This window comes from Kitasatospora sp. NPDC058190, assembly GCF_042883685.1.
Taxonomy (GTDB): domain Bacteria; phylum Actinomycetota; class Actinomycetes; order Streptomycetales; family Streptomycetaceae; genus Kitasatospora.
The window spans coordinates 1-24,049 of sequence record NZ_JBHVVI010000040.1; the positions used below are offsets into that span (position 1 = coordinate 1).

Consider the following 24,049-nt stretch of genomic DNA (forward strand, 5'->3'; position numbering starts at 1 on the left):
GCCCTCGACTGCGCGGGCGACCTCTACCTCAGTGGACTGGCCATCTAATCAACACCCCTCCACGAACTTCCGCGGAGCAGCACTAGAACCCGTGGCCGGGCCCGCGCGACGGGCCCGCGCGACGGCCGCCGTGAGCCGGCTGATCACGACGGCAGGCGCTGCAGCGGCCCTTCCGGGACCGGTCGGCGCTCGATCCTGCCGTCCGGCTCCCCCGCGGCCGCGGGCGACCCGTTCACCTCACCGGGTGCCACGGTCCACCGCGCTCGCCGTCGCTCCCGCTCGCCATGAGGCGCAGGGCGTCGACGGCGAGGCGGGCGGCGGTGCCGATGGCGGCGTCGGCGGTGGGGAGGGTGATGCTGGTGGCCGCGGCACGGGTGAAGACGGCCAGGGCGTAGCGGCCGCCGTCGGGGTACTCGACGACGCCGACCTCGTGGCGCAGGGTGGGCAGGGTACCGGTCTTGCCGTGGACGCGGACGTCGTCGAACGGGAAGCCGGAGGCCAGCCGGTGCGGCCAGACCTGGAGGCCGAGCAGGCGGCGCAGTGCGGCGCCGGGTTCGCCGGGGCAGGCGTCGCCGTGCCAGAGGGCGGCGAGCAGGGCCGTCATCTCGCGGGCGGTGCTGTGGTTGGTGAAGGCCGGGTCGAGGACCCTGAGCCGGGCGACGACAGCGGGGTCGACCGGGGAGTCCTGGCCGGTGTCCCCGGCGAGGGCGGCGAACAGGTCGCGGACCGTGTGGACGGCGACCGTACGGGTCAGGCCCAGCTCGGCCATCGTGCGGTTGACGGTGTCCAGGCCGATTTCGTCCCAGAGCACGTCCGCGGCGGCGTTGTCACTGACCGCGACGGTCAGGTAGGCGAGGTCCCGCAGGGAGAGCCGGGCGGCGTCGAGCATGGCCGACAGGCCTGTACGTCCTGGGGTGCGGCCGGCGGCGGGGAGGTCCACCGGCCGGGTCAGGTCGATCCGTCCGGCGGCGGCCTCGCGGTACAGCGTGACCAGGAGGCAGAGCTTGTGGACGCTCGCGGTGCTGACCGGGGTGTCGGCGCCGAGGGCGAGCTCGGCGCCGGTGTCGAGGTCGCGGGCGTGCAGCAGGCCGCTGACGCCGGCTTCGGCGAAGGCCGCCGCGATGCGGGCGCGCGCGGCGCGGGTTCCGGCGGGGTCCCGGCGGCCGCTCGTACGGTCGGCTGCGGGACGGTCGTCGCCGGCTGCGGCACGGCCACCGACCGCGCTGTCGTCTCTCGGACGGTCGCCGCGAGCGCGGTCGCCGCGGATGCGGTCGGCGCTCGTACGGTCGCTGGTCACAGCGGGAACTCCATTGCGGGCCGGGGGAAGAGCGGGCGATTGGGCGGCTGGGGCAGCAGGCCGCCGGGTTCGGTCAGCGCTCGGTGGGCGGCCTCGGCGAACAGGCGGACGGCGGGCCCGTCGCGCCCGGCCGGCCAGGCGGTGGAGGTGCGCCAGGTCAGCGGGGTGCCGGTGAGTGGACGCCAGACTGTACCCGGTGGCGCCACGGTGCGCGGCACCAGGGCGACGGCGCTCCCGGTGAGCACGAGTGCGCCCGCGACGTCCGGGCCGGGCGGGTCGACGACCGCCTCCGGGGTGCAGCCGTGCCGGGCCAGGGTGGTGAGCATCTCGTCGTACAGCGCCGGGGCCGTGGCACGGGGGAAGAGCACCAGACGCCGCCCGGTCAGCTCCGCCGCGGCCAGGTCCGGGCGGTCGGCGTTCGGGCTGTCGGCGGCGAGCAGTACGCCCAGCGGCTGGTGCAGGACCGGTCCGAAGGCCAGTCCGGCGGCCGGGCAGGGATGGCGGACGACGGCGACGTCCACCGTGTGCTGGGCGAGTTCGCGCACCGCGGCCTCGACCGGCAGTTCCCGCAGGTCGAGCCGGGTGCCCGGGGAGGCGCTCTCGAACCCGGTGAGCAGCGCTGCCAGGGCGGCCGGTCCGAGGTCGGGTGGTACGGCCGCACGAAGGGTGCCCGCCCGGCCGGTGCGCAGGTCGGCCGCGACGGCCAGCAGGCGGGCGGAGCATTCCAGCACCTCCTCCGCCTCGGCGAGCAGCAGCCGGCCCGCCGGGGTGAGCGCGACCCCGCGTGGACCGCGGTCGAACAGGGTGACGCCGAGTTCGCGTTCCAGCCGCTGGATCCGCTGGGAGAGCGAGGGCTGGGCGATCCGCAGCCGCTCGGCGGCGCGGCCGAAGTGCCGCTCCTCGGCGACCACGCGGAAGTGGCGGAGATGTCCCAACAGGTCCATGAGCAGCAATCATAGGTATTTCGGTATCGATCCCTTCACCATCATGGTCTTGGACTGGACTCCTGACGGCCTGTTTAGCTGAGGGCCACGGCACGACCGACGCCGGACCGCCCCGCGGCGCCGGTGACCGCCCGTCCGACCTTCCCGTGCGCCCGACCCTGGAGATCACCGATGACGTCCGTGTTCCGGCATCCCCGTTCCGCGCTGCCCGCCGTCGCCCTGCTCGCGGTGGCCCTGACGGTCGGGTGCGGCCACGGCACCCCCGACGGCACCAGTGCTCCGGCAGCGACCGCGACCACCGCCGTCACGGCCGCCGCCCGTCCGACCGACGCCGCCTTCAAGGAACTCGAGAAACACTTCGGCGCCCGACTCGGCGTGTACGCGGTGGACACCGGCAGCGGCCGGGAGGTCGCCTACCACGCCGACGAGCGCTTCGCGTTCGCGTCCACGATCAAGTCGCTCGCCGTCGGGGCCCTGCTGCGCGAGGCGACCGACGAGGAGCTGGACAAGGTGGTCACCTACCGCCAGGAGGACGTCCTGAAGTGGGCGCCGATCACCTCCCAGCACGTGGCCACGGGCATGAAGGTGCGTGATCTGGCCGCCGCCGCCATCGAGTACAGCGACAACACCGCGGCCAACCTGGTCATGGCCGAGCTCGGCGGCCCGGAGGCCGTCCAGCGGACCCTGCGCGACCTCGGCGACCCGACCACCAACGTCAACCGCACCGAACCCACCCTGAACGAGGCGACGCCGGGCGACCCCCGCGACACCAGCACACCCCGCGTCTTCGCCGCAGACCTGCGCCGCTACGTCCTCGGCGACGTTCTGACGGAGGACCGTCGCCGGCTGCTCACCGACTGGCTGATCGGCAACACGACCGGCGCCCCGTACATCCGCGCGGGCGTGCCCGCCGACTGGAAGATCGGCGACAAGACCGGCAACGCGGGCTACGGCACCCGCAACGACGTCGCCGTCGCCTGGCCCTCCGGCGGCCGCAGCCCGGTCGTCATCGTCGTCCTGTCCGACCGCGGCAAGCCCGACGCCACCTCCGACGACGCCCTGATCGCCGAGGCGACCAAGGCCGTCGTCACCGCCCTCGGCTGACCACCGCCCACGAGCGACCGGAGGAGCCCCACTCGCCATGACCCACCCGCTTCGTCGGCCCGCCCCCGCCGCCGACCGCTTGTCCCGCCGCCACCTGCTCACCGCCTCCGCGACCGGCGCCGCGACCCTCGCCGGTGCCGCCGCCCTGACCGGCGCGGCCCCGTACCCGGCCGAGGCCTCCGCCGCGACCGAGGCCCGTCCGTCGGGCCGCCGACGGCGCCGGCCCGGCCCGCCCGGCTCGGCCGGCGTGCGGCTGCGCTGGCTGGGCAACAACGGCTGGGAGATCGCCTTCGGCGATCCCGACCGGCCCACGACGATCCTGATCGACCCCTGGATCACCCGCTTCCCCACCGGGACGTACACCCCGAAGGGCGCCGACCCCGCCACCCCGCTCAGCGTCGACACCGCCCTCATCGACAGTCTCCGGCTGCGCGCCGACCAGATCCTGGTGACCCACGGCCACTACGACCACCTGCCCGACATCCCGTACATCGCCGCCCGCACGGGCGCGACCGTCCTGGGCACCGAGACCCACGCCAACCTGCTGACCGCGCTCGGCGCGCCCGGCGACCAGCTGTCGGTGGTGCACGGCGGCGAGTACCTGCAGTTCGACGGCTACACCATCCAGGTGATCAACTCGCTGCACTCGATGACCGGCCCCCGCTCGAAGGTCCCCTTCCCCGGCACCCGCCCCGGCTCGCCGCCGCCCCGACCGAAGGTCATCTCGGACCTCGTCGAAGGCGGCACGCTCGCCTACCTGATCACCATCGGCGACAGGCTGAGCATCCTCGACAGCGGCGGCGCCAACTACGACGCCCGCCACCTCACCGGCCTCGCCCCGGACGTCCTCCTCGTCCAGCCCGGCGGAGCCTCCGTCCCGGACTACGTCCCCCGCCTCCTCGACGTCCTCGACCACCCCCCGTACGTCGTCCCCACCCACTGGGACGACTTCGACCACCCGCTCACCGAACCCGCCCACGACTGGGGCGGCCTCCCCGCGCTCCAGGCCGCCGTCCACCGGTCCAGCCCCGAGGCCCGCTTCATCCGGCTCGACCACCTGGAGACCTTCACCTTCTGACCCACCCCCTGCGATCCCGCCCCGCGACCGGTTGCCACCGCTAGCGAGCAACCACATCAATCGGGTCACATCTCGAACACAGTAGGATGACTCAACTCCCGCGCTACGCGCGAAGAGTTCCATAGATGTGTTATTTGCCCGAATTTTCTCCCCCGCTTCACACGCACGGAGCCACCCTCATGGACAACCTGTCCACCGCCGACAACGCCGACGGCGCGATAGAGACCCGCGGTATCGAACCCGTCCCCGACCACGAGCGCCGGGGCAGAGTCCGCGAGCTCTTCCCGACCTGGGTCGCGGCGAACATCAGCGTGCTGCTGCTCACCATGGGCGCCGCCCTGGTGGTGTTCAACCAGTTGAACTTCTGGCAGGTCCTGATCGTCGCGGCGTGCGCCGCGCTCGTCTCGTTCGGCATGGTCGGCGTGCTGTCGGTCTCCGGGAAGTGGGGCGGGGCGCCGGGCGCGACCCTCTCGCGGGCCACCTTCGGGGTGCGCGGGAACCTCTTCCCCGGCGCGATCCTCTGGATCGCCCGGTTCGGCTGGGAGACGATCAACGCCGTCACCGGCGCCTACGCCGTGCTGACCGTCCTCGACCTGCTGTTCGGCATCAAGAGCAACACCGCGCTGATCGTGATCACGCTCTTCGCCTTCGTCGCCTGCACCTTCGTGGTCTCCGGCATGGGCCGCAAGGCACTGAACGTCTGCAACACCTGGTCGACGTACCTGTTCGGCCTCTTCAGCGTCCTGGTGCTGGGCTACCTGGTCGCGACCATCCACTGGAGCGAGGTCTTCGCCAAGCCCGCGGGCACCACCGCGATGATGATCGCCGGCATCGGGACCATCGCGGCCGGCGGCATCAGCTGGGTCCCCACCGGGCCGGACTTCGCCCGCTACCTGCCGCACAAGGCCTCCGGCAAGAAGATCGTCGGCGTGACGGTCTCCGGTGCCGCCATGGTGGTGGTACCGATGGTGCTGATGGGCGCCGTGATGGCGGTGGCCTCGCCCGGCCTGGCGCAGGCCGCGGACCCGGTCTCCTTCCTCGGTGACCTGCTGCCGACCTGGCTGGCCGTGCCCTACCTGCTGACCGCGATCGTGGGCATGCTGCTGATCAACAGCCTCTCGATGTACTCGGCCGGCTTCACCGCCCAGACCATGGGCGTCAAGCTGCCGCGCGCCATGGCCGTCAGCATCAACGCCGTGATCTCGCTGGTCGGCGGCCTGCTGCTGATGCTGGTCGCCAAGAGCTTCCTGGGCTCCTTCATCACCTTCCTCATCCTGCTCGCCGTCTCCTTCTCGGCCTGGATCGGCGTCTACGCGGTGGACATGTTCCGGCGCCGGTCGCGCGCGGTGCGCTACGACGCCACCGCGCTGATGGACACCAGCAGGAACAGCCGGTACTGGTACGTGGGCGGCTTCTGCTGGCAGGCGATGGTGTCCTGGGTGCTCGCCCTGCTGATGGGGCTCGCCTTCACCAAGTGCGACTGGTTCGCCGGCCCGCTCTCCGACACTCCCGTCGGCAAGTACGGGCTCGCCTGGGCGGCGACCATCGTGATCTCCGGCGTGATCATGGCCGTACTCCCCGCGCCCCGGGAGAACACCTCCGCCACCGCCGAGCAGCCCGCCGACCTCCAGGCGGAGCGGACCGAACGGGTCACCGTCTGACCCCTCGGCCCGAACCTCCGCACCCCCGGACCGCCCGGTCGTCGGCTCGCCTGAGCCGGCGACCGGGCGGTCCGGTTTCGCTGTCGAGGTCACTGGCCAGTCGCCGGTCAGACCCTGTCGGCGGCGGCTTCCCGCCCGAGCCCGGACCGTCCGGATCGCCGAGGAGGAGGACCTGGCAGGCCGCACCGATGTGGACGGCCAGAACCCGGGCGATTCTGCGGGGTGTGCTGCGCATGGCGGCGTGCCTGCTTTCGGGCTGGGCGCTCTCGGCTCTCCGGGTGTTTCCGGGGTCACCAGGAGACGGCGTCGTCCAGCGACTGCTGCCAGTAGGTGACCTTGAGGGAGTCGTCCACGTAGACGCCCTTCGCGGGCAGCGCCGGGTGGGCCCCCGCGCCGACGCTCTCGTCGCCGGAGGGGCCCTGGAAGTAGACGGCCAGGGACGTCGCGGTGCGGCCGTTCGAGCCGTTGCTGCCGTCGGTGGAGGACAGGTTGACGGAGGCGTAGCCGGACTCGCCGGGCTTGAGCGTGACGACGGCCTGCGGCTTCGAGTCGGTGATGACCGGGGGCACGGACTGGGCCTCGCCGAACTGGACGGCCGGGTAGCCGTAGAGGTAACAGGTGCCGGAGCCGGTGTTGGTGACCGTGAGCAGCATGTGGTTCACGGGTCGGTTCAGCGGGGCGGCGACGGTCTTGGTGGTGGAGCCCTCGCAGGTGGTCGGTTTGGCGGCCGGGGGCGCTGCGGGGGCCTTCGGTGCCGGGGTGTTCGCGGCCGGTTTGGAAGCGGCGGGCTTGGGAGCGGCGGGCGCGGGTGTGGTGGTCGAGGCCTTGTCGGTGGTGCCACCGGTGTCGGCGGACGGGGCGGCGGCCGTCGAGGGGGCCGTCGAGGGGGCCGTCGAGGGGGCCGTCGGCGAGGCAGGCGCCGCCGCGGGCGCGGTGGCCCTGAGCGACGGGCCGGTTGCCGTCCCGATGTCCCCGTGGTCGCTGCACGCGGTGATGGAGAAGGCGGCGAGCGCCACGCTCGCGGCAGCGGTGATCAGGCGGGTACGGGAGGTGCGGACGGACATGTGGTCGTGCCCCTTTCGGCATGCGCTCAGGTGGTGCGTCGATCGGATGACCGAAGCCTGCGGAGCGATCCGTCCCGGCCGCCACACCCGGCGGCACGATGGGTAGGGTGGAACGGCGAATGAGGCTCTGAGCAGCGGGAGTGGGACGAGCCTGGAACGCTGGAACGGGACGCCGGGGGAACGGAGGGGACGGGTGTCGGAGGGCACGGGGGCCGTCGAGACGGAGGAGTTCGCGCGGCTGTTACGCGAACTCAAGGACCGCTCGGGCCTGAGCTACGGAACGCTGGCCAAGCGGCTGCACATGAGCACGTCGACGCTGCACCGCTACTGCAACGGCACGGCGCTGCCCCATGAGTACATGCCGGCGGAGCGCTTCGCACGGGTGTGCCGGGCGACCCCGGAAGAGCTCGTGGAACTGCACCGGAGCTGGATCCTGGCGGACGCGGCCCGAGGGCGCCGCACGGACCGGACCGCGGAGCCAGCACCGGCCGAGGCCCCGGCTCCGGTCACGGAGCCCGAGGCCGCCCCGGTTGAACCCACCGCGGGCGAGACGGGCGGGGCTCCGGTCATCGGGGCGCCGGTCGTCGTGGCGGTGGCGGAGCCCGTACGGCCGCGGCGCCGCCGTAGCGCGCTGATCGCCTCCGCCGCGGCCGTCGCCCTGCTGGCCGCAGTGATGATCGTCGCGCGTCCCACGATCTGGGACGGCGGGAGCGATGCGGGAGGCCCGCAGGCGGCCGGTGCCACGGCTGCGGCGACGGGCGTGCCGGCCGTACCGGAACCGTCCCTCTCCGCCCCCGCCGCCTCCACCACCAGGACCGTGACGCCGACGGACACCGCCCTGGCAACCGCGACGACCACCCCGAGCCCGACCACCCCGAGCCCGTCCACCCCCACCCAGCCCTCCAACGCGCCCGCGCCGCTCACTGTCGGCACCCGCCCGTACGTCTACGCCGACCCGTGCAGCCAGCACTTCCTCGTCAACAGCGCGCCCGCCCAGGTCGGGCCGCCCGCCACCGAGCGCGACGCCCCGCGCTGGGCCGCCGCCTACGGCGCGGTCTCCTCCGGCGAGCAGCAGGTCGCCCTCACCGTCCAGGGAACCGGAGCGGACACGGTCGTCCTGGAGGCGCTGCACGTGCGGATCACGGCCAAGGGCGCGCCGCTCGCCTGGAACGACTACTCGATGGGTGTCGGCTGCGGCGGCGAGGTCGACACCAAGTCCTTCGACATCGACCTCGACAGGGGCAGTCCCGTGATCACCGTCAGGGGCGGCCAGCGCGACTTCCCGTACAAGGTCAGCAAGTCCGACCCCGAGGTCTTCTACGTCACCGCGCACACCAAGGCGCATGACGTCCGATGGGACCTCACACTGGACTGGTCCAGCGGCAACCGCCGCGGCACCGTCCCGATCGACAACAAGGGCACCCCCTTCCGCACCAGTGCCGACGTCAACCGCCCCGGCTACGACTACCCGCCGGGAGGCAGCGAGTGGATCAAGCGGGCGGACGGCTAGCGGAAGTCGGTCAAGGTCGTGCGATCTCCCCACCGCCTGGGCGAGCCGACGGCGGACGCTTCGGTCAACCTTGGTGGAGGTACACGCCACCTGAGGAGTGTGGTCCATGACCGGCGAACTGCTAGACCTGGCCATCGCCACGGCCGGCGGCCGCGAACTGTGGAACACCGTGCGCGGATTGAAGGTCGACCTCTCGATCGGGGGCCCGATCTGGGCATCGAAGGGCTGGCCGACGGGCCGGACGTTCGACCAGGTCATCACGCTGGATGCGGGCCGGGAGCACATCGTGTTCAGCCCCTTCACCCGCCCGGACCGGCGGATGGTCTTCGACGCCGCAGCCGACCGGGTCACCCTGCAGACCCTCGACGGCGAGCCGGTCGAGACCCTCGATCCGGCCCGCGCCGCCTTCAAGGGCATGCTGCGCAACAGCGCCTGGGACGCCCCGCACCTGGGCTACTTCCTGGGCTACGCGTGCTGGAACTACTTCACCACACCGTTCCTGTTCACCCATCCAGGTGTCCGAACCCGCGAGATCGAGCCCTGGCACGAGGCCGGACAGACCTGGCGACGCCTGCACGTGCGCTTCCCGGCCGAGATCGCCACCCATAGTCCCGACCAGGTGTTCTACTTCGACACTCGCGGCGTACAGCGACGCATGGACTACATCGCCGAGGTCAACGGGAGCGCACTGATCGGCCACTACACCAGCCGCCACAGGTCCTTCGACGGCCTGCTGGTGCCGACCCGCCGGCGGGTCTTCCGCCGCAACCCCGACAACAGCGTGAACCTCAACCTGCTGTCCATCACCCTCGACATCCACCACGTGGAACTGGTCCGCTCCGGCACGGAGGAAGCACAGCCATGACCGCGCACACCACGACCGTCGACCACCCCGCCCGGCGCCTCGTCGTGGCGCTCCCGCAGCCCTACGACGCGGCCCGCGAGCAGTACGAGAGCCTGGTCCCGGAGGTCGATCAGACCCGCTTCTTCCAGCTGGCCTCCTGGGACGCCGCGCTCGAACTCGCCGAGATCAACGCCCCGCACGGGTTCATGCGCTACCACCGCAGCGACATCGCCGGCCTGATGGTCGGATCGTCCTCCTTCTGGAAGGCCACGCAGTACCTGATGGGAAACCACACCATCGCCGAACGCATGTTCCGTCACGACCCGTCGGTCATGCTCCACGCGCCGCTGCGCACTCTCCTCTACGCCGACCCCGACGGCGACACGAAACTGGCGGTCGACCAGCCGAGCCTGCTGTTCGCCAGCTACCACGACGAGCGGATCTCCGATGTCGGCCGTGAACTCGACGGTCTGCTCGCTCAGTTGATCAGCCTACTCGGCGGCGCGATGCCCCCGCAGCTGGCAACCGCGTAAGACCGGGGTCGATGCGGGGTCCGCTGCCGGTGACCGGGTGCCCGTGAACCGACCGCCACGATCACCGACGCACCTGCGGCGTACTGCCGCCGCAGGTACGGTGAAGGAGGTGACGGCCCGGCCCGTGTCGCCCCGAGGTCGACGACGGTGCCAGTGGTGCATGACGAGGGACGTCCTCCACGGCACGCTCGACAGCCCGCAGAGCCGCCCCGAGCGAACCGGACGCCTGGTCCGGAAGACAGGAGGCGATCGACGATGCATTCCCAGCCCGTCCTCGTCACCGGCGTCGGTGGCGGCGTCGGCGGAGTCGGACGAACGGTCCTCGACCGGCTGCACGCCGAGGGCGTGCCCGTCCGGGCCCTGGTGCATCACGACGACGAACGGTCCTCGGCTCTGCGGGCCATGGCCGGCGTGGACGTGGTGGTCGGCGATCTCACACGTGGCGCCGACGTGGTGGAGGCGCTGGCGGGCTGCCGCCGGGCCTACTTCGGGATGAGCGTGTCGCCCGCTTACCTGGAGGCCGCGACGACGGTCGCCGCGGCCGCCCGGGAAGGCGGCGGTCTCGAACTGCTGGTGAGCATCTCGCAGATGACGGTCTCCCAGATGGACCTCACCAGCGACACCGAATCCCGGCAGCAGCGACTGCACTGGCTGGCCGAGCACGTCCTCGACTGGTCGGGGGTGCCGGTCGTCCATGTCCGGCCCACGGTGTTCATGGAGAATCCCCTCTTCGCCCAAGTCGCTGTCGCCTCGATCCTGCGAGACCGCACGATCCGCCTCCCGTTCGGCTCCGCCCGGACTTCGCCGATCGCCGCGGCCGATGTGGCGGAGGTCATCGCACGCCTCCTGCTGGACCCGGTTCCGCCGTCCGGCCGCGTCTACGAACTGACCGGAGCGCGCTCCCGTGACATGGCAGCCATCGCGGCCGAGTTCTCCGCCGCCCTGGGCCGTACCGTCACCTACGTCGACGTGCCGTACGAGGAGTGGCTGGAACGCGACCTCAAGGGGCTGGACCTACCGCCCCACGTCTTCGAGCACATCGCCACGATGGCGCGGCTGCACCGCGAGAATCGGTACGACCGGGCCACGAACGACGTCGCCGAGCTGCTCGGGCGCCCCCCGCTGGGGTTCGACAGCTTCATCAGGAACACCCCCGCCCTGCAGTCGCAGCCAGGCCTGTTGCCGGGCTGAGCGCGCTGGGGTCACGAGTTGGAGTACTGCGCCGCGGGTGGCTGCAATTCGGGGTGGCCGGGGACGTTGGGCCTGATCCAGTGGTCGTAGCTCTGCCGCCAGGCACCGCTCCCGCGGTAGTCCTCCAGGACCTGGTTGACCCAGGAGGCGAGATCCGGTTCGCTGGGTGAGATGGCGACGCCGTAGGGCTCGTCGGAGAGTTGGTCGCCGACCACGGTGGTTTGCGGGTCCTGGGCGGCCAGGCCGTAGGCGATGGCGTCGTCGGTGACGATCGCGTCCTCGTTGCCGAGTTCGAGCTGGACCAGGCAGTCCAGTTCCTGGTCCCGCTTGTCGAGTGTGGCCACCTTGTACTTCTGCTGGGACGCCGGCAGCGTGGTGTCCGGCTCCAGCAGGGCCTCGGCGGTGGAGCCGGCGGCGACGCACACCCGCCTGCCCTTCATCGCGTCGGGCCCGCTTTCACCCTGTTCGGCCTTCGCGGCCGGCATCAGGACCCGCTGTCCGGCTTCGAAGTAGACAGTGGACATGGCCACGTCCTGGCTCCGTTTGCAGGTGATCGTCATGGTGTGCACGACCAGATCGACGTGCTGGTCGCCGGTGGCCTTGAGACGCGGTTGGCGTTGGGCGTCGTCGAGCGCGACCCAGTTGACCTTCGGGTTTCCCAACGAGGCGACGATCGCCTTCGCGAGGTCGATGTCGAATCCCTGGGGTGTGGCGCCGTCCGGGCCCAGGAATCCCCAGTCGTAGTCGTTCAGGTCCACACCGATGTTGATCGTCCCGCGGGCCTGGATCGCCTTGATGGTCGGCCCGGAGGGATCCTTCTTCGGGGGGTACTTGCTCGCCTTGCAGGACGGATCCGAGCCGGAAGCGGTGTCGGTCGCGATGCTGGGCAGGGATAAGGACAGCGGGCCGGTGGCCGCGGTGGTCCGCGTGGCGGCCGGCCGGGCGGGTCCGCCTGTCGTGAGGGCCGCCGCCACCAGGGTGGTGAGGGCGAGTATCGCCGTGGTTCCGCGAAGCCGCATCAGGTGTCCTCCGATGGTTTCGTTGCGGGTCACCGGTACTCCGCCGGCCGGCGTCCGACACCGGTCAGCACGCCGGCGGTGGCCGGCAGTGTGCGTGGAAGATATGTGAGGGCACGTCGAACGAATTGGCAAGGGGGCAGGGCCTTTTGGTGAACCCCGACAGTCACGGGACGCGGTCCGCGGCCCTGACGGTTCCGCTCCTGCACCCCGACGGAACCGCGCCTCGACGCACGAGGGCCCCGCGGGCGGACGGGCCGGTCCATCGGGGATCCCGGCGCGCAGGACGCGAGCCGTGCGGAGCCGGCTTCCGCGACTCGCGGCTTCCGGCCGCCTCCCGTCCAGGAACGCGAACTCCTGCCGCACCTCCACCAGCCGGTTCGCCTCGCGGACGGCCGGCCGACTCCCGTGCCGCTGTCCGGACCTGTGGCACGGTCAGGAGTCGTGTGCGGCAAGGGGGAACGGGCCCCCGCCCGCACGGCGGGCGGGGGCTGTCGTGCGGGCGGTCAGTGGGCGACGATCTGGAGATTGGCACTCTGTCCGGCGGTGCCGCCCACGTAGAAGGTGTGGCCGTCGGGGCCGAGGGCCAGGCCGGTGAGGTCGGTCTCGTCGAGGTCGCCGGCGGTCTCCGCGGGTACGGGGGCGCCGGTGGCGGTGTCGAGGGCGAGCACCGAGGCGGTGCCGGCGCCGTAGTTGCTGTCGGTGAGGTAGAGCCGGCTGCCGTCGGCGCTGACCTGCGGGTGCTCCAGCGCGTCGCCGCTGCCGGCGGGCTGGAAGGTGGTGGTCACGGTGTCGGTGGCCGGGTCGATGAGGGTGCTCGCGCCGGTGCCGAGTTCGGCGAGGGCGAACAGGCGCTTGCCGTCGGGGGTGAACGCCACGTTGTAGTCCAGGTTCGCGGCGGTGCCCTGGACGGTGTCGGCCACAGCGGGCGTGGCGCCGGCCGTGGTCACGTGCACCACGCCCTGGCTGGTGCCGACGTACACGTCGCCGGTGCCCGGTCGGGCCGCGGGGGCGCCGACGAAGGGCGCCGGGACCTGGACCCAGGTGGTGAACGCCTGCTGCGCGGTGGCGAAGGCCAGGACCCGGCTCTGGCCGTTCTGCCGGTAGGCGGTCGCTCCGTTCTGGGAGACGTACAGGGTGGATCCGTCCGGGCTGAAGGCCAGTCCGGAGGTCGAGCCCGGGGTCCAGCCGGCCGGGCGGGGCTGATCGGGCAGGGCGAGGGTGGCGCGCAGGGTCAGGGTGGCGGTGTCCACCACGCTGAGGCGCTGGCCGTCGAGCACGTACAGGCGTGAGCCGTCCGCGCTGAGCGCCGGGTGGGCACTCCACTGGAGGGTGCCGAGGACCAGCCGCCCGGTGACGGCGCCGGACTGGGTGTCCACCGCCTTCACCGTGGAGGTGTTGTCGGCCTCGGTCACCGCGACGTAGGCCGTGCCGCCGTCGGGGCTGACCACCGGTGCGGCGTTGCGGGCGCCGACGGTGATGGTCGCCTCGGTCCCGGACAGCGGGGCGTCGGCCGCGGCGGCGGTGCCGGTCAGGGCGAGCAGGGTCGCGGCGGTGGCCGCCGCGGTGAGCGTCGCGGCGGTGCGGCGGGTGGTCGTGCGGGACATCGGTTTCCCCTCGTGGAGCGTGCGTTGTGGTGACGGCGCGTGGGCCGGGCCGTCAGTGCTGGGTGATCCGCAGACCGGCGGTGGCGGCGTCGTTGGTCCCGGCCACGTAGACCCGGGTGCCGTCCGGACTGACGATCGGCTCCGGCCCGACCGCGCCCACGGAGACGATCGCCTCGTTCCCGGTGACCGGCGTGGTGGCCGCGGCGGCCGTGGTCACCGGCGCCAGCACCGCCGCTGCCGAGAGCGCCATGACCGAAAGTGCCGCAGCGGCCCGGCGCGTCGTCCCCGAACGAATTCTGGACACCAACTCCCCCTCCCACAGCGCGTGCTGCGGTTCCGGGGGCAGGCTAGCCCATGCAGGCGACGATCTGATCGACGTCCGAGCGGCCGTACGGCGATCGCCTGCCGTTGCGGGACGGTGACGGTCCGTCCACAACCCTGGCCCGCAGCACCCGGTCGACGGACGGCCAGGACGCAGGCGGCGGTCGACCTCAGTCAGCGGCTGCTGGGGCCAGCAACGTGGCGGCCGCGGCGATGAAGGCGACGGATGCTTCCTTGGCCGCATGCCGCCGGGCGTCCAACTCGGCCCGGTCGACGGCCTTGCGCAGCGCGTACGTGGCATCAGCGGCCTGCTGGGCGGGGCCGGCCAGCTCGGGGACCAGGACCTGAAGGCGGATGTGGGGCGCGGTGATCGCCGCCCGGGTGTCGTGGGACCTCGTCTGGGCCTCCAGCTGGTGCTCGGGCTCGGCCTCGGTCAGGGCCAGACGCTCCCGATGGAACATCGCCGAGCGGTGCGCGTCCAGGGCGGCCGCGAATTCGGTGACGGCACCGAGCTTTTCCTGGCGGTGGCTGTCGGCGCGCTCCTCGGCGCGTGCGGTCCGTGCCGAACGGTGCTGGAGGAGTCCGGCGGTCAGGGCACCGGCGAGGGTGCCGAGCACTGCAACGATCGAGGGCCATATGGACATCAGGTGTTGGGTCCTCTCCTGCAGGCCGGCCGCAGCGTCAGCTCCGTCAGCGCCGCGTCGGCCTGCCTCCACCAGGATCGGACCCACTCCGCCTCAAGTCGCTCACCTGGCACGCTTCCCCCCTCGAAGCACGCGTGACCCGCCGGCGCGCGTTCGGAAGAACATAGCGGAAGGCGGTGACGGCGGGGCCGTTGGGGGCTGCCACAGCCTCTACGAACGCGGCCACATCACCGTCACCGAAACCGGCCACATCCAGGTCAGCCCGTTCACCCACACCATGCCCGGCGTCCACGAACACATCCTCCCCCCGCCTGCGAGGATCAGCCGGGCCATAGGTCGGTACACGTCGAAGTCACCGATCAGCCGGGAACTACGACCGCTTTCCCACGGAAAGGAGGGAAGATGGAATTCGAACTCGCGAGTGGTTTCCGTCGACCCGATTCCCCTTCCCCATGGAGCCGCCCAGGAGGGCCGGAACCGCCTCCGACCTGCGGCGAGCCGCGTCCGGGGTTGGTATGCGAACCCCGGAGACGCGGAACAGCCCGCCGGCAGGGCCGGCGGGCTGTCACGATCGAGCCGAGGTCAGCGAAGCCCTGGTCAGCGCGGCTTCTTGAAGCCCAGGGTCGTCGCGTCCTTCTTGGTGTAGATGGTGCCGTCCGTGTCCTTGCTGAAGTCGCCGACCTTGGCGGCCGTGGGCGGGGCATAGCGCTTGGGCAGCTGCTGGTTCTTGGCCATGGTTATCTCCAATGCATCGAGGCCGAAGCCTGGGATGGCGTGACTCCATTGGGACCGGCTTCCATCGGTCGTGTCCAGTCGGATCGCTAGATTTGGCCATTGACGACTGGTTTTACGTTCCTGCAGGTGGATCGTAAGCGGAATGTCACCCGCTCGGTTCGGCTGGGGTTTTTGAGCACAGCAGTGAACTGCCGTAGCGCGAGTGATCATGTCGAGCGCCGTCTTAACAGAATTTAGATGCTATTGAAATACGATTTGGCTGATCCTGTCGTTGAACAAATGGCGTGATCCATGGGGGAAGTCGACCTTGCCCGGTTGTGTGGCCTTCCCCGGGTGGTGCACGGTTCCGGGGAAGAGCGCCGACAGGCCGACGCCCTGGTGGGGACGGCCGCGCGGCACTGACACCGGCGCGCGTGCAGAGCCGCCGACACACCGGCGGTACGGATGCCGCCGTGAAACCTGTGAAACCTGGGGGTGGGCAGGTGCAGTCGCTCAACGACCACCTTGTGGTCTTTCCGGATTCCCCGGACAGTGCTCGGGCCCACCGTCGGATCGGCGACACGGCACCGCGGTTGGTCGCCCATGCGTCCGGCCGGCCGTGGCTGGCCGGTTCGTGGTCGCCGGAGGACCTGGTGGTGTCCGAAGCCGGTCCGGTCCGCGTGGCGGTCTTCGGCCTGAGCCCGGTCACGCAGGAACGTCTCGACTCCTTGACCAGGACGGTACGCGAGCTGTCGGACGTGGACGCGCTCGCCCGCGGCCTCCCCGGCAACACGCACGTGGTCGCGTCGGTCCACGGGCGGGTGCGCTTCCAGGGCACCGTCACCGGAACCCGAACCGTGTTCACCGCCCGTCTGGACGACGTGCCGATCGCCGGCGACCGGGCCGACGTGCTGGCCGAGTTGACCGGTGCGGAGCCGGACGAGGACCTGGTCGCGGCGAGCGTGACGTACGGGATGCTCTTCGCACCGCTGAGCGAGCGCAGCTGGTGGCGCGGCGTGCGACAGGTGGCCCCGGACTCCTGCCTGGTGATCCCCGGCGACGGCCCGGCCCGAGCCGTGCGCTGGTGGCAGCCGCCGGAGCCGGACCTCTCGTTGTCGCGGGGGGCCGCCGGGGTGCGCGAGCGGCTGCGGGAGGCGGTGGCCCAGCGGCAGCCCGACGGGGGCCGGCTGTCGGCCGACCTCTCGGGCGGCATGGACTCCACCTCGCTGTGCTTCCTCGCCGCCGAGAACCGCCCCGACCTGCTGACCTTCTGCTGGACCGGCGGCAGCGCGATCAACGACGATCCGCTGTACGCCGGCCAGGCCGCACGCCTGCTGCCGGGCGCCGAGCACCTGACCGTGCCGGACACCGACGCTCCGCCGGTGTTCTCCCCGCCGTACTGGGCGGTCGACACGGAGGCCCCGCGGGCCGCGACCCGGGGGATGAACGCGATCCGTTTCGGGATCCGGCACCTGGTCGAGCACGGCGCCACCCGACACCTGGCCGGACACGGGGCCGACGAGCTGTTCACCGGGGGCGCCGCCTACCTGCGCACGCTCTTCCTCCGCCGACCGGTGACCGCCTGGCGGCAACTGAGTGCCCATCGGGCGCTCAACAGCTGGCCGTTGCTGCCCAGCCTGACCGGGCTGCTGCGCGGGGGCGACCTCGGCGCCTGGTGGCGGCGGTGCGCCGACGACCTCGCCCGCACCGCGTCGCCGTCCCGGGCCCCGGCCCTCGGCTGGGGGGAGCGGCTCCCGGCGACGCCGTGGGCCACCGGGGACGCGGTGAGGACCACGCAGACGCTCTTCCGCGAGGTGGCGGACCAGGTCGTCCCGCTGGCACGGGACCGGGGACAGCACGAGGCCCTCACCGCCCTGCGCACCGCGGGCCCGGTGCTACGGCTGGTCTGCCGCGAGTACGCCGCCGCGGGGCTTCCGCTGGAACTGCCCTACCTGGACGACCGGGTGGTCGAGGCCGTGCTGTCGGTCCTTCCCCACGAGCGGTACAGCCCCTGGCGGTACAAGCCGGTGCTGGCCACGGCGATGCGCGGGCTCGTGCCCGAGGTGATCCTCGACCGGACCACCAAGGGCGACTGCGAGGAGCCGGTCGACCGCGCCCTCCAGGAGCACGTCCCCGACCTGCTGGACCTGTTCGAGGATTCGCTGCTGGCGCGCCGCGGCCTGATCGACCCGGACCGGCTCAGGACCACCCTGATCACGCCACCGCGGACCGAGGACGTCTGGTCCGCCCAGCTGGAGGCGACGATCGGCGCCGAACTGTGGTTGCGGGAGATCGTCTCCCGCCCCACCGCACTGTCGGCATCGGCCGGACCGTCCCTCAGCGGCACCGGTCACCCGCGCCGCACACCCGACCTGAAGGAGACGCCGTGACCAGCCCGCCCTACGCACTCCAGGCCCGCACCCGGCTGCCCCTGCACCGGCGTCTGCTGCCGCTGACGGCCGTCGCCATCGCCCGGCCGCTGTCCAAACTGCGGCCCGACCGCCTGCGTGCCGTACTCGGGATGCTGAGCACTGGTGCCCGCCCGGGCACCGCCGCCCAGGCGTCCGAGGCCCGCGCCGCCGTCGTGGCGGTCAGCCTGCGCTGCGCCGTCCACAACTGCCTGCAGCGGTCGATCGCCACCGCCGTGCTGTGCCGGTTCAAGGGCGCCTGGCCCACCTGGCAGGCCGGCGTGCGCACGACGCCGTTCGCCGCCCACGCGTGGGTCGAAGCGGAGGGCCGGATCATCGACGAGCCGTACCCCGACGGCTACTTCCGACCCCTGGTCACCGTCGCCCCCAAGCAACCGGCGCGTACGGCCTGACGGCCGGCCGCACCCCGACCACCCGAGGAGGGCCCATGACGCTCCGCCTGACCGCCCACACAGTGTCCACCGACACGGACGACGGCGCCGTGCTGCTGAGCCGGCGCACCGGGCACTACTGGCAGCTCAACCAGACCGGTGCCTACGCACTGCGGCGTCTGCTGGACGGCTGCACCGTGGACCAGGTGGCCGAGGAGTTCGCGGCCCACTTCGACATCGCGCGAACCCAGGCGCACCAGGACCTGACGGCGATGACCGAACGGCTCCACTCCTCCGGGCTGGTCGAGACCGGCTGACCCCGGGCCCGGCCAGGGGCTGCGCGACGGCCGTGACGGCGATGGTCATGAAGGCGACGATCACGGAATGGAGGCGTGCACAGGATGCTTCGACAGCTGTGGACCCTGACCCGGGGACAGCGGCGCCCCTTGAGCGCCGCCCTGCTCCTCACCCTGACCGCGGCCGCCGTGGGCGTCGCGCAGCCCCTGGCCGCCAAGGGCGTGGTCGACGCCGTCACCTCGCACCGCCCGCTCCTGCTCCCGTGCACCGTCCTCGTCCTGCTGCTGCTGACCCAGGCGCTCATCGGCGCCTGCGCCACCTTCCTGCTGGAGCGCACCGGCGAGCGGTTCGTCCTGGGCATGCGGACCGGCCTGATCTCGCACCTGCTGCGGGTCCGGATGCACGCCTTCGACCGGTTGCGCGTCGGTGACCTGATGGCACGCGCCTCGACGGACGTGGTCGTCCTGCGGGAGGCGCTGACCCACGTCTCGGTCCAGATCGCCACCAACCTGTGCGTCGCCCTGGGCAGCGTCGTCGCCATGTTCGTGCTGGACCCGCTCCTGATGCTGCTCATCCTGGGCGTGCTGCTCGCGTGCGGCGTCGTGATCAACAGGCTGTCAGCGGAGATCGGCCGTTCCTCGACGGCACTGCAGACCGCCGTGGGAGCGATCTCGGCCGGACTGGAACGCGCCCTGTCGGCCCTGCGCACCGTCCGGGCCAACCGCGCCGAACAACGGGAGATCGACCACCTCGACACCCTCGCGCACCGCGCCTACGACGCGGCGGTGCGCAGCGCCCGGCTCACCGCCGTGGTCGCCCCCACGGCCCAACTGGCCATCAACGCCGCCTTCGTCCTGGTCCTGCTGTTCGGTACGGCCCGGGTGGACCAGGGGGCCCTCTCGCTCGGCGCCCTCGTGGCGATGCTGTTGTACGCCTCCCAGCTCACCGGCCCCGTCACCGAACTGATGGAGGGCATCGCCTCGGTGAACAGGGCCAAGGGGTCCGCCGAACGCGTCCAGGAGGTCTACGCGCTCCCCACCGAAGACAGCTCCCCCGCCGCGATCGGCCGCGGCACCCCGTGGCGGCACCCGGGCCGGGGGGCGGCCCCGGTCCCTTCGCTGGAGATCCGCGACCTGCGGTTCGGCTACAGCCCGGACGCACCGGTCCTCCGGGGGCTTTCCCTCACCGTGCCCCCGCACGCGCTCGTGGCGTTGGTCGGCCCGTCGGGGGCCGGCAAGTCGACCACCTTCGCCCTGATCAACCGGTTCTACGAGCCGTGGAGCGGGAGCCTGCGCATCGACGGGCAGCCCGCCACGGACCTCGGTCTCGCGCAGTGGCGCTCACACATCGGCTGGGTCGAACAGGACTGCCCGATCCTGCACGGAACCCTGCGGGACAACCTCTGCTACGCCGCGCCGGACGCCACCGATGAGCGGCTGTGGCAGGTCCTCGACCTCGTCAACCTCACCGAGAAGGTGGACCGCCTGCCGGCCGGGCTCGACACCGACGTCGGTGAACGCGGCGTGCGTCTGTCCAGCGGCGAACGGCAGCGGATCGCCATCGCCCGCGCCGTGCTCGCCCGCCCCCGGCTGCTGCTGATGGACGAACCCACCGCCCACCTGGACCCCGCCAACGAGGCCGCGCTGACGGTCACCATGCACAGCCTCCGGAAGGAGTGCGCCCTCCTCGTCATCGCCCACCGGATGTCCACCATCGAAGCGGCCGACAGCGTCGTCATGCTCTCCGACGGCGCCGCGTCCGCCACCGGAACCTTCGCCGAACTCCTCCGCACCCGTCCGGACTTCCGCCGGCTCTCCGGGCAGCGGTAGCCGGGGCCGCAGCCGGAGAACGCCTTCGAGGCCTCTGGGCCCGGCAGCCCGGGCCTGGCACCCCCGTCAGGGCCCATCACATGTCGGAAGAATTTGACATGTCGGGAGTCTCCGACGCATTGTGGAGGCATGGCGGATGTCGATGTGTTCAGCGCGCTGGCCAATCCCGTACGGCGCAAGCTGTTGGAGAGCCTCCAGGGCGGGCCGCGGGCGGCCGGGGAGCTGGCGGGCGACTTCGAGCTCAGCAGGCCGGCGGTCTCCGAGCACCTGGCCGTGCTCAAGAGTGCCCGGCTGGTCCGCGAGGAGCCTCGCGGGCGGCATCGGTACTACCACCTGGAGCCCGGGCCGCTCGCCGAGGTCGAGGAGTGGCTCCACCCGTTTGAGCGGTATTGGCGGGCGCGGATGCGTTCGCTGCGCGAGCTCCTGGACGAGGAGAGTTCATGACCGAGAAGGCCGCGATCAACTGCGACGAGTTCCTGCCCTACCCGCCGGCGCGGGTGTGGGAGGCGCTGACCGATCCGGAGCTGCACGCGCGGTGGTGGGCCGCCGGGGACGTGAAGGCTGTGGTGGGGCACCGGTTCACGCTGGACATGGGGCCATGGGGGCAGCAGCCCTGCGAGGTGGTCGAGGTGGAGGTGGAGCGGCTGCTGAAGTACAGCTTCGCCGAGGGGTCGCTGGACACCACCGTCACCTGGCGGCTGGTGCCCGAGGGGCACGGGACGCGGCTGCTGCTGGAGCACGCGGGCTTCGACCTGGACACCCCGATGGGCCGGCAGGCCCACCAGGGCATGGCGCAGGGCTGGCCGTCGGTGCTGCGCCGGATCGCCCCCGCGCTCGCGGAGTGACCGTCGCGCGAGCCCTCAGGCGCGGCCGAGGACGCGCTCCACGGCGATCTCGATGACCACCCGGTCCGGGTTCTCCCGGGGCGTGCGGTAGCGCTCGGCGTAGCGCCGCTCCGCGTCGGCGACCTGCTCGGGCTCGTCGCGCACCACCGCGACGCCCTCCAGGGTGGACCAGCGGGCCCGGTCCACCTGGCAGACCGCGACCCGCAGGCCCTCCGCCCCGGCCGCCGCGACGTTGCGCGCCTTGCGGCTGGTGCGGCTGGTGATCACCCGGGCGGTGCCCGTCTTCGGCTCGAAGGTCACCCCGACCGGCACCACGTGCGGCGAGCCGTCCGGGCGGGTGGTGGTCAGGGTGGAGATGTGCCGCTCGCGCCAGAAGGCGAGGAAGGCTTCGTCGAGGTCGCGCGGGTCGTGGGCCATGATCGGGATCGTACGGCCCCCGGGAGACGATCAACCTCCCGGGGGCCGTAGCGGCATCAGAACCGGCGGCATCGGGACCGGCGGCATCGAGACCGGCGCCAGGACCTACGGCTCAGTGCCCGCGCGCGATCCACTCCGGCAGGGCCGGGGCCTCGGCACCGATCGTGGTCGGGTCGCCGTGGCCGGTGCGCACCACCGTCTCGGCCGGGAGCGAGAGCAGCCGCTCGCGGATCGACTCGATGATGGTCGGGAAGTGCGAGAACGAGCGCCCCGTCGCACCCGGACCCCCCTGGAACAGGGTGTCCCCGGTGAACACGGTGCCCAGCTCCGGCGCGTACAGGCAGACCGCGCCCGGCGCGTGCCCCGGGGTGTGCAGCACGGTCAGCCCGGTGCCGGCCACCTCGATCCGCTGCCCGTCGGCGAGTTCGCCGTCCGGGAGCCGCTCGGGGTGGGTGAGCTTCCACAGCGGCAGGTCGTCCGGGTGCAGCAGGATCGGCGCCCCGGTGCGCTCGGCGAGGGCCGGCGCGGCGTCGATGTGGTCGTTGTGCGCGTGGGTGGACACGATCGCCACCAGCCGGCGCCCACCGAGCGCCGCCTCGATCGCCGTCGCGTCGTGCGCGGCGTCGATCACCACCGCCTCCTGGTCGTCGCCGACGATCCAGACGTTGTTCTCCACCTCCCAGCTGCCGCCGTCCAGCTCGAAGGTCCCGGCGGTGACCAGCCGGTCGATGCGGGCGGAGGTCACAGCACCACCACCGATCGGAGGACGTCGCCCTGGTGCATGCGCTCGAAGGCCTGCTCCACCGCGTCGAGTTCGATGGTCTCGGTGACGAAGGCGCGGAGGTCCAGGCGGCCCTGGAGGTAGAGGTCGATCAGCATCGGGAAGTCGCGGGACGGCAGGCAGTCGCCGTACCAGGAGGACTTGAGGGCGCCACCGCGGCCGAAGACGTCCAGCAGCGGCAGTTCCAGGGTCATCTCCGGGGTCGGGACGCCGACCAGGACGACGGTGCCGGCGAGGTCGCGGGCGTAGAAGGCCTGCCGGTACGTCTCGGGGCGGCCGACGGCCTCCACCACGACGTCCGCGCCGTTGCCTCCGGTGAGTTCGCGGATCGCCTCGACCGGGTCGGTGGTACGGGAGTTGACGGTGTGGGTGGCCCCGAGCGTACGGGCCGTCTCCAGCTTGCGGTCGTCGATGTCGACGGCGATGATCTTCGCCGCGCCCGCCAGCCGGGAGCCCATCACGGCCGCGCCGCCGACGCCGCCGCAGCCGATCACGGCGACCGAGTCGCCCCGGCCGACGTTGCCGGTGTTGATCGCGGCGCCCAGGCCCGCCATCACGCCGCAGCCCAGCAGGCCGGCGACGGCCGGCTCGGCGGCCGGGTCGACCTTGGTGCACTGGCCGGCCGCGACCAGGGTCTTCTCGGCGAAGGCGCCGATGCCCAGGGCCGGGGACAGCTCGGTGCCGTCCAGCAGCGTCATCTTCTGCTTGGCGTTGTGGGTGTTGAAGCAGTACTGCGGGCGGCCGCGCCTGCAGGCGCGGCACTGGCCGCACACCGCGCGCCAGTTGAGGACGACGAAGTCGCCGGGCTCGACCTCGGTGACGCCCTCGCCGACCGACTCCACGATGCCCGCGGCCTCGTGGCCGAGCAGGAACGGGAACTCGTCGTTGATGCCGCCCTCGCGGTAGTGGAGGTCGGTGTGGCAGACGCCGCAAGCCTGGATCCGGACCACCGCCTCGCCCGGCCCCGGGTCCGGCACCACGATCGTGGTCACCTCCACGGGCGCGCCCTTGGCGCGCGCGATGACTGCCTTGACCTGCTGGGGCATCCGATTCCACCTCCGTCGGCCGGTGCGGCTCTGCACCGGGCGTGACCTGCGACGAACGACTGCAGAGGAACTGTAGAGGGACTCCGGTAGCTCTGCCCACGAAGCGTATCGCCCGGCCGGTCGGCCGCCGTCGGCGCGGGTCGGGTGAGCCCGCTCATCGCACGTGCCGGGCGCATATCCGCCGCCTGACCGCGCCTCACGTGGCGCCCGCCCCGGCGCGGCTCGGCAGCCGGGGCGCATGGGTGGCGCTGAGTGCCCGTCAGCGTGCTACGAACTGCCCGGAAAGCACCGCCGTTGGCTGGAAGTGCCGCAGACGGCTGCCCAGCCGTCCACGTACGGTCGTAGCAGAGGCGGTCCACGCGACCACGCTCAGCACACCCGCCCCACCTGACGGCACGCCACCGCGCGCCGCCCGTGCCGGGCACGTACCGACCGTACGCCCCCGCACGTTTCGCGCCATCCCGCGCACGGGCCCGCGCCCCTGCGCGAGCCGCGTTTCCGGCCCA

The 24,049-nt window shown here is 72.3% G+C and carries 24 protein-coding genes; 13 read left to right on the plus strand and 11 right to left on the minus strand.

Features of this window, described 5'->3' with window-relative positions; all coding sequences use genetic code 11:
• Positions 1-232: 232 nt before the first annotated feature.
• Both ACFVWU_RS19695 and ACFVWU_RS19700 read right to left on the minus strand, forming a co-directional pair.
• Complete coding sequence (locus ACFVWU_RS19695; RefSeq protein ID WP_387622495.1) at positions 233-1,123, minus strand: serine hydrolase; 891 nt, start codon at positions 1,121-1,123, stop codon at positions 233-235.
• Between the two features lie 170 nt (positions 1,124-1,293).
• Positions 1,294-2,241: a LysR family transcriptional regulator gene (locus ACFVWU_RS19700; protein ID WP_387622343.1), complete on the minus strand. Its 948-nt coding sequence runs from the start codon at positions 2,239-2,241 to the stop codon at positions 1,294-1,296.
• 171 nt (positions 2,242-2,412) lie between these two features.
• Between ACFVWU_RS19700 and bla the strand changes: the two genes are divergently transcribed.
• The 3 genes from bla (at position 2,413) to ACFVWU_RS19715 (ending at position 6,084) form a co-directional block, all read left to right on the plus strand.
• The gene (gene bla / locus ACFVWU_RS19705) at positions 2,413-3,345 is read left to right on the plus strand and encodes a class A beta-lactamase (protein WP_387622346.1); all 933 of its coding nucleotides are present in this window, start codon (positions 2,413-2,415) and stop codon (positions 3,343-3,345) included.
• Between the two features lie 37 nt (positions 3,346-3,382).
• Positions 3,383-4,423, plus strand: coding sequence for an MBL fold metallo-hydrolase (locus tag ACFVWU_RS19710; RefSeq protein ID WP_387622349.1), 1,041 nt, complete (start codon positions 3,383-3,385; stop codon positions 4,421-4,423).
• A gap of 179 nt (positions 4,424-4,602) precedes the next feature.
• Positions 4,603-6,084: a purine-cytosine permease family protein gene (locus ACFVWU_RS19715; protein WP_387622352.1), complete on the plus strand. Its 1,482-nt coding sequence runs from the start codon at positions 4,603-4,605 to the stop codon at positions 6,082-6,084.
• Between the two features lie 290 nt (positions 6,085-6,374).
• Here the strand turns inward: ACFVWU_RS19715 and ACFVWU_RS19720 are convergent, their stop codons facing one another.
• On the minus strand, positions 6,375-7,148 hold the full coding sequence (locus tag ACFVWU_RS19720; RefSeq protein WP_387622354.1) for a DUF4232 domain-containing protein: 774 nt from the start codon (positions 7,146-7,148) through the stop codon (positions 6,375-6,377).
• A 193-nt stretch (positions 7,149-7,341) separates the two neighbouring features.
• On the opposite strand from ACFVWU_RS19720, the gene ACFVWU_RS19725 reads away from it, so the two are divergent.
• The 4 genes from ACFVWU_RS19725 to ACFVWU_RS19740 all read left to right on the plus strand — a co-directional run bounded on the left by ACFVWU_RS19725 (position 7,342) and on the right by ACFVWU_RS19740 (position 11,226).
• Positions 7,342-8,658: a helix-turn-helix domain-containing protein gene (locus tag ACFVWU_RS19725; RefSeq protein ID WP_387622356.1), complete on the plus strand. Its 1,317-nt coding sequence runs from the start codon at positions 7,342-7,344 to the stop codon at positions 8,656-8,658.
• Positions 8,659-8,764: 106 nt separating this feature from the next.
• Positions 8,765-9,523: a hypothetical protein gene (locus ACFVWU_RS19730; protein WP_387622358.1), complete on the plus strand. Its 759-nt coding sequence runs from the start codon at positions 8,765-8,767 to the stop codon at positions 9,521-9,523.
• The gene (locus ACFVWU_RS19735; protein ID WP_387622360.1) at positions 9,520-10,035 is read left to right on the plus strand and encodes a DUF302 domain-containing protein; all 516 of its coding nucleotides are present in this window, start codon (positions 9,520-9,522) and stop codon (positions 10,033-10,035) included. The genes ACFVWU_RS19730 and ACFVWU_RS19735 overlap by 4 nt, the downstream gene beginning before the upstream one ends.
• A 255-nt stretch (positions 10,036-10,290) precedes the next feature.
• On the plus strand, positions 10,291-11,226 hold the full coding sequence (locus ACFVWU_RS19740; protein WP_387622363.1) for an NAD(P)H-binding protein: 936 nt from the start codon (positions 10,291-10,293) through the stop codon (positions 11,224-11,226).
• An 11-nt stretch (positions 11,227-11,237) separates the two neighbouring features.
• On the opposite strand, the gene ACFVWU_RS19745 is transcribed toward ACFVWU_RS19740, so the two are convergent.
• The 5 genes from ACFVWU_RS19745 to ACFVWU_RS19765 all read right to left on the minus strand — a co-directional run bounded on the left by ACFVWU_RS19745 (position 11,238) and on the right by ACFVWU_RS19765 (position 15,549).
• On the minus strand, positions 11,238-12,278 hold the full coding sequence (locus tag ACFVWU_RS19745; RefSeq protein WP_387622366.1) for a transporter substrate-binding domain-containing protein: 1,041 nt from the start codon (positions 12,276-12,278) through the stop codon (positions 11,238-11,240).
• Between the two features lie 470 nt (positions 12,279-12,748).
• Positions 12,749-13,849, minus strand: a complete 1,101-nt coding sequence (locus tag ACFVWU_RS19750) for a hypothetical protein (RefSeq protein WP_387622369.1) — start codon at positions 13,847-13,849, stop codon at positions 12,749-12,751.
• Positions 13,850-13,901: 52 nt separating this feature from the next.
• Positions 13,902-14,099 carry a hypothetical protein gene (locus ACFVWU_RS19755; RefSeq protein WP_387622372.1) on the minus strand — a complete coding sequence of 66 codons (198 nt, stop codon included), beginning with the start codon at positions 14,097-14,099 and terminating at the stop codon, positions 13,902-13,904.
• Between the two features lie 241 nt (positions 14,100-14,340).
• Positions 14,341-14,814, minus strand: a complete 474-nt coding sequence (locus tag ACFVWU_RS19760) for a hypothetical protein (protein ID WP_387622375.1) — start codon at positions 14,812-14,814, stop codon at positions 14,341-14,343.
• 597 nt (positions 14,815-15,411) lie between these two features.
• Positions 15,412-15,549: a lasso RiPP family leader peptide-containing protein gene (locus tag ACFVWU_RS19765; RefSeq protein WP_387622377.1), complete on the minus strand. Its 138-nt coding sequence runs from the start codon at positions 15,547-15,549 to the stop codon at positions 15,412-15,414.
• Positions 15,550-16,184: 635 nt separating this feature from the next.
• Between ACFVWU_RS19765 and ACFVWU_RS19770 the strand changes: the two genes are divergently transcribed.
• From ACFVWU_RS19770 to ACFVWU_RS19795, 6 genes are all read left to right on the plus strand, one after another.
• Positions 16,185-17,918, plus strand: a complete 1,734-nt coding sequence (locus ACFVWU_RS19770) for an asparagine synthase-related protein (protein ID WP_387622380.1) — start codon at positions 16,185-16,187, stop codon at positions 17,916-17,918.
• On the plus strand, positions 17,915-18,349 hold the full coding sequence (locus tag ACFVWU_RS19775; RefSeq protein ID WP_387622383.1) for a lasso peptide biosynthesis B2 protein: 435 nt from the start codon (positions 17,915-17,917) through the stop codon (positions 18,347-18,349). The genes ACFVWU_RS19770 and ACFVWU_RS19775 overlap by 4 nt, the downstream gene beginning before the upstream one ends.
• Positions 18,350-18,384: 35 nt before the next feature.
• Positions 18,385-18,645 (plus strand): lasso peptide biosynthesis PqqD family chaperone, encoded by a 261-nt coding sequence (locus ACFVWU_RS19780; RefSeq protein WP_387622386.1) that lies wholly within the window; start codon positions 18,385-18,387, stop codon positions 18,643-18,645.
• Between the two features lie 84 nt (positions 18,646-18,729).
• A complete protein-coding gene (locus ACFVWU_RS19785) occupies positions 18,730-20,454 on the plus strand; it encodes an ABC transporter ATP-binding protein (protein WP_387622388.1) in 1,725 nt (574 codons plus the stop codon).
• Positions 20,455-20,583: 129 nt separating this feature from the next.
• Entirely contained in the window at positions 20,584-20,898 is a 315-nt protein-coding gene (locus ACFVWU_RS19790; RefSeq protein WP_387622390.1) for an ArsR/SmtB family transcription factor, read from the plus strand.
• Positions 20,895-21,299, plus strand: coding sequence for an SRPBCC domain-containing protein (locus ACFVWU_RS19795; protein WP_380613455.1), 405 nt, complete (start codon positions 20,895-20,897; stop codon positions 21,297-21,299). The genes ACFVWU_RS19790 and ACFVWU_RS19795 overlap by 4 nt, the downstream gene beginning before the upstream one ends.
• A gap of 15 nt (positions 21,300-21,314) precedes the next feature.
• On the opposite strand, the gene ACFVWU_RS19800 is transcribed toward ACFVWU_RS19795, so the two are convergent.
• The 3 genes from ACFVWU_RS19800 to ACFVWU_RS19810 form a co-directional block, all read right to left on the minus strand.
• Positions 21,315-21,716, minus strand: a complete 402-nt coding sequence (locus ACFVWU_RS19800) for a pyridoxamine 5'-phosphate oxidase family protein (RefSeq protein WP_380613454.1) — start codon at positions 21,714-21,716, stop codon at positions 21,315-21,317.
• 112 nt (positions 21,717-21,828) lie between these two features.
• A complete protein-coding gene (locus ACFVWU_RS19805) occupies positions 21,829-22,461 on the minus strand; it encodes an MBL fold metallo-hydrolase (protein WP_387622394.1) in 633 nt (210 codons plus the stop codon).
• Positions 22,458-23,543: an S-(hydroxymethyl)mycothiol dehydrogenase gene (locus ACFVWU_RS19810; RefSeq protein WP_387622396.1), complete on the minus strand. Its 1,086-nt coding sequence runs from the start codon at positions 23,541-23,543 to the stop codon at positions 22,458-22,460. The genes ACFVWU_RS19805 and ACFVWU_RS19810 overlap by 4 nt, the downstream gene beginning before the upstream one ends.
• Positions 23,544-24,049 lie beyond the last annotated feature (506 nt).

Bases quoted from the DNA above. Each gene is read 5' to 3' on its own strand.
- ACFVWU_RS19750 (WP_387622369.1), bottom strand. From the start codon at position 13,849: ATGTCCCGCACGACCACCCGCCGCACCGCCGCGACGCTCACCGCGGCG.
- ACFVWU_RS19785 (WP_387622388.1), top strand. From the start codon at position 18,730: ATGCTTCGACAGCTGTGGACCCTGACCCGGGGACAGCGGCGCCCCTTG.
- ACFVWU_RS19800 (WP_380613454.1), bottom strand. From the start codon at position 21,716: ATGGCCCACGACCCGCGCGACCTCGACGAAGCCTTCCTCGCCTTCTGG.
- ACFVWU_RS19780 (WP_387622386.1), top strand. From the start codon at position 18,385: ATGACGCTCCGCCTGACCGCCCACACAGTGTCCACCGACACGGACGAC.
- ACFVWU_RS19755 (WP_387622372.1), bottom strand. From the start codon at position 14,099: ATGGCGCTCTCGGCAGCGGCGGTGCTGGCGCCGGTGACCACGGCCGCC.
- ACFVWU_RS19700 (WP_387622343.1), bottom strand. From the start codon at position 2,241: ATGGACCTGTTGGGACATCTCCGCCACTTCCGCGTGGTCGCCGAGGAG.
- ACFVWU_RS19715 (WP_387622352.1), top strand. From the start codon at position 4,603: ATGGACAACCTGTCCACCGCCGACAACGCCGACGGCGCGATAGAGACC.
- bla (WP_387622346.1), top strand. From the start codon at position 2,413: ATGACGTCCGTGTTCCGGCATCCCCGTTCCGCGCTGCCCGCCGTCGCC.
- ACFVWU_RS19710 (WP_387622349.1), top strand. From the start codon at position 3,383: ATGACCCACCCGCTTCGTCGGCCCGCCCCCGCCGCCGACCGCTTGTCC.
- ACFVWU_RS19765 (WP_387622377.1), bottom strand. From the start codon at position 15,549: ATGGCCAAGAACCAGCAGCTGCCCAAGCGCTATGCCCCGCCCACGGCC.
- ACFVWU_RS19740 (WP_387622363.1), top strand. From the start codon at position 10,291: ATGCATTCCCAGCCCGTCCTCGTCACCGGCGTCGGTGGCGGCGTCGGC.
- ACFVWU_RS19730 (WP_387622358.1), top strand. From the start codon at position 8,765: ATGACCGGCGAACTGCTAGACCTGGCCATCGCCACGGCCGGCGGCCGC.
- ACFVWU_RS19795 (WP_380613455.1), top strand. From the start codon at position 20,895: ATGACCGAGAAGGCCGCGATCAACTGCGACGAGTTCCTGCCCTACCCG.
- ACFVWU_RS19790 (WP_387622390.1), top strand. From the start codon at position 20,584: ATGGCGGATGTCGATGTGTTCAGCGCGCTGGCCAATCCCGTACGGCGC.
- ACFVWU_RS19735 (WP_387622360.1), top strand. From the start codon at position 9,520: ATGACCGCGCACACCACGACCGTCGACCACCCCGCCCGGCGCCTCGTC.
- ACFVWU_RS19810 (WP_387622396.1), bottom strand. From the start codon at position 23,543: ATGCCCCAGCAGGTCAAGGCAGTCATCGCGCGCGCCAAGGGCGCGCCC.
- ACFVWU_RS19720 (WP_387622354.1), bottom strand. From the start codon at position 7,148: ATGTCCGTCCGCACCTCCCGTACCCGCCTGATCACCGCTGCCGCGAGC.
- ACFVWU_RS19760 (WP_387622375.1), bottom strand. From the start codon at position 14,814: ATGTCCATATGGCCCTCGATCGTTGCAGTGCTCGGCACCCTCGCCGGT.